Annotated in this window: 1 pseudogene; it reads right to left on the bottom strand. The window is 39.5% G+C overall.

The window, feature by feature from the left end:
• Window positions 1-1,609, bottom strand: a pseudogene (locus JOC28_RS10580) (hypothetical protein); the annotation flags it as partial.

Raw genomic sequence — 1,609 nt, 5'->3', positions numbered from 1 at the left:
TGTCTGAGTCAATTTCAGAATCAGTCTCAGAGTCAGTAAGTGAGTCAATTTCAGAATCAACATCAGAATCAGTATCTGAGTCAGTATCTGAGTCAATTTCAGAATCAGTCTCAGAATCAGTGAGCGAATCAATTTCTGAGTCAGTCTCAGAATCAGTGAGCGAATCAATTTCTGAGTCAGTCTCAGAATCAGTAAGTGAGTCAGTTTCTGAATCAACATCAGAGTCAACATCAGAATCAGTAAGTGAGTCAATCTCTGAATCAACATCAGAATCAGTAAGTGAGTCAATCTCTGAATCAACATCAGAATCAGTAAGTGAGTCAATCTCTGAGTCAGTCTCAGAATCAGTGAGCGAGTCAGTTTCTGAATCAACATCAGAGTCAGTAAGTGAGTCAATTTCTGAATCAGTATCAGAGTCAGTGAGCGAGTCAGTTTCTGAATCAACATCAGAATCAGTCTCAGAATCAGTAAGCGAATCAGTTTCTGAATCAACATCAGAATCAGTGAGCGAGTCAATTTCTGAATCAACATCAGAATCAGTCTCAGAATCAGTTTCTGAATCAATTTCCGAGTCAGTCTCAGAATCAGTGAGCGAATCAATCTCTGAATCAGTCTCAGAATCATTAAGCGAATCAATTTCTGAGTCAACATCAGAATCAGTGAGCGAATCACTTTCTGAATCAACATCCGAGTCAGTAAGTGAGTCAATCTCTGAATCAACATCAGAATCAGTATCAGAATCAGTTTCTGAATCAATTTCCGAGTCAGTCTCAGAATCAGTATCTGAATCAATCTCAGAATCAGTAAGTGAGTCGATCTCTGAGTCAGTCTCAGAATCAGTGAGCGAATCAATCTCTGAATCAGTCTCAGAATCATTAAGCGAATCAATTTCTGAGTCAACATCAGAATCAGTGAGCGAATCACTTTCTGAATCAACATCCGAGTCAGTAAGTGAGTCAATCTCTGAATCAATTTCCGAGTCAGTAAGCGAGTCAATCTCTGAGTCAGTTTCTGAATCAATCTCTGAATCAATTTCAGAGTCAGTATCTGAGTCAATCTCAGAATCAGTATCTGAATCAATCTCTGAGTCAATCTCAGAATCAACATCAGAGTCAGTCTCAGAATCAGTAAGCGAATCAATTTCTGAGTCGGTGTCTGAATCAGTAAGCGAATCGATCTCAGAGTCAGTATCAGAATCAGTAAGCGAATCAATATCTGAATCAGTATCCGAGTCAGTAAGTGAATCAATCTCAGAATCAGTTTCTGAATCAATCTCAGAATCAGTAAGTGAGTCGATCTCTGAGTCAGTCTCAGAATCAGTGAGCGAATCAATCTCTGAATCAGTATCAGAATCAGTGAGCGAGTCAATTTCTGAGTCAGTAAGCGAGTCAGTGTCTGAGTCAATCTCAGAGTCAGTATCAGAATCAACATCAGAATCAGTAAGTGAATCAATCTCTGAATCAGTCTCAGAGTCAATTTCTGAGTCAACATCCGAGTCAGTCTCTGAGTCAGTCTCTGAGTCAGTCTCAGAATCAGTGAGCGAATCAATTTCTGAGTCAGTCTCAGAATCAGTGAGCGAATCAATTTCTGAGTCAGTCTCAGAATCAGT

Source organism: Streptococcus loxodontisalivarius (assembly GCF_016908645.1).
Taxonomy (GTDB): domain Bacteria; phylum Bacillota; class Bacilli; order Lactobacillales; family Streptococcaceae; genus Streptococcus; species Streptococcus loxodontisalivarius.
This window is presented reverse-complemented; position numbering and strand designations above follow the sequence as displayed.